Here is a 2,020-nt window from a genome sequence, read left to right on the forward strand (position 1 = left end):
CTTCTTGGTCTCCAGGCCGAACCCGGTCGCCCGGTGCCGCCGCAACTGCTCGACCTCCCGGAAGGACCCCGGGTCCAGAAGCAGCTCGATGCGCTCCCGCGCGGTCAGCTTGCCCTTGGCACGCTGCGCCGCCGTCGCCTTCTCGCTCGGTCCGCCCAGCACCTGCGCACGGATCCCGTGCAGTTCAGCCACTCGCCCGCGCGCGTCCGTCGGCTCGCCCGCTTCCGGCGCAGCGGACTCCACCACCATCGTCATGACAGCCAGCCTTCCCGTTGGGCGGCTTGGGTCGGTCGGCGTGACTGCGCGGACAACCCAACCGCATGTACGGTTTTTATATGAGGGTCAGAAGCTGCTCGGTCGTCGCCGTTCGCCCGCCGCCACGGGCGTCACATCCAGCTGTGCGACGCCTGGTAGGCCCTGGCCCGTTCCGTTCGCCGCCACAGGGCCACGGATCGTTCTCCGCCCCTGGCCGCCGGGGGGCGGCTGTGCCCGAGGAGCAGCGCGAAAAGCGTCACGGCGACTGCGGCCAGCTCTTCTTCGGTGGCCTGACCCCGTTCGATCCTGAGCAGGGCGTCCTTGCTTCCAGCGCCGGCCATGGGTTCCCCCTCCGTCTTGCCCGGGATCACCGTCGGCCTGCGCGGTCGACACCGGCTCGGGTCTCCCTGGAGCACCCCGGGACAGCGGTGGAAGTGACGCGCGCCCACCGGCAGGGGGGTGGTGTGCAACATCGGCACCTCGAGGTTGCACACCTCTTCACCCCACGAGTGCTCACTGCGGCGATCCGGCCCCGACTCGATCAGGGCGGCGCTCGGCTCCCGGCCCGGACCCGTCCTGACGGTCCGTGGCATTTCCTCGCGCCCGCCGCCGCGCGCGGCGAAGCGCGGCCCGTAGAGATGTGCGGTCACGTGCCGCCTGAACGCGAAAGAGGGTGGTGACAGTGGCCACGCAGCCCGAGCAGGAAGACCAGCAGCTGGACCCGGGATTAAGGGCGGTCCTCAGCGAACGGCGCCAGCTGATCAATCTCGCCTACCGGTTCCTCGGCTCCGTGTCGGATGCCGAGGACGTCGTCCAGGAGACGTATGCCCGCTGGTATGCCATGGCGCCGCACCAGCGGGAGGCCATCACCTCCCCCGGCGGCTGGCTGACGAAGGTCGCCAGCCGCATCTGCCTCGACCTGCTCGGCTCAGCGCGGGCGAAGCGGGAGCGGTACGTGGGGGAATGGCTGCCCGAACCCCTGCCCGACCGCACGGAGTGGATCAGCGGCCGGGCGGGCGGTTCCGTCGACCCGGCGGACCGCGTCACCCTCGATGAGTCGGTCAGCATGGCATTCCTTGTCGTGCTCGAATCCATGACGCCGGCCGAGCGGGTCACGTTCGTCCTCCACGACGTCTTCCACTACTCGTTCGTGGAAGTGGCAGGCATCGTCGGCCGCTCCCCCGCAGCCTGCCGCAAGCTGGCCTCATCGGCCCGCCAACGTGTGCGGGCGCAGAAGGTCTCAGTGACCCCGCCGGCCCGAAGCGCCGACGTCATCAGAGACTTCAAGCGGGCCTGGGAGGCCCAGGACATCGACGCCCTCATCGGTCTGCTCGATCCCAACGCCACGACGGTCACCGACGGCGGCGGCGTCATCAGCGCGCAGATCCACCCCATCGAGGGCCGCGAAGAGATCGCCCGCTTCTTCGTGAACGCCGCCGGAAACGCGGCCGACCTGACGATCGCGGAGTCGCGGGTCAATGGCCAGCCCGGCCTGGTGCTCCACCGCGAGGGCGTCACCATGGCCGTGCTGGCGCTCGAGGTGTCGGACGGCCGGATCAAGCACATCTGGGCCGTTCTCAACCCCGAAAAGCTCGGCCCCTGGACGAGCTGACGGACATCAGCGCCCGGAACACCGCGATGCCCCGGGCTCCGTGGGGCCGGTTCTACTGATCCCCGCAACACCCTGGAGTTCAGGGAGTTGCGGGGGTCGTGGCCTGGCAGGCTCAGCCGAACTGGCCCGGCTGGTACTCGCCGCCCGGCTGCG

General features: G+C 70.1%; 3 protein-coding genes. 1 reads left to right on the forward strand and 2 read right to left on the reverse strand.

Annotated features, from left to right (window positions below; genetic code table 11):
- A partial coding sequence (locus IE142_RS34590) for a carboxyl transferase domain-containing protein (protein ID WP_370466445.1) occupies nucleotides 1–249 on the reverse strand: 249 nt, incomplete at its 3' end.
- Between the two features lie 137 nt (nucleotides 250–386).
- Nucleotides 387–596 (reverse strand): acyl-CoA carboxylase subunit epsilon, encoded by a 210-nt coding sequence (locus IE142_RS34595; RefSeq protein WP_191889386.1) that lies wholly within the window; start codon nucleotides 594–596, stop codon nucleotides 387–389.
- 341 nt (nucleotides 597–937) lie between these two features.
- Between IE142_RS34595 and sigJ the strand changes: the two genes are divergently transcribed.
- Complete coding sequence (gene sigJ, locus IE142_RS34600; protein WP_191889387.1) at nucleotides 938–1,867, forward strand: RNA polymerase sigma factor SigJ; 930 nt, start codon at nucleotides 938–940, stop codon at nucleotides 1,865–1,867.
- Nucleotides 1,868–2,020 lie beyond the last annotated feature (153 nt).

The organism is Streptomyces mutabilis (assembly GCF_014649815.1).
Lineage (GTDB): Bacteria > Actinomycetota > Actinomycetes > Streptomycetales > Streptomycetaceae > Streptomyces > Streptomyces mutabilis.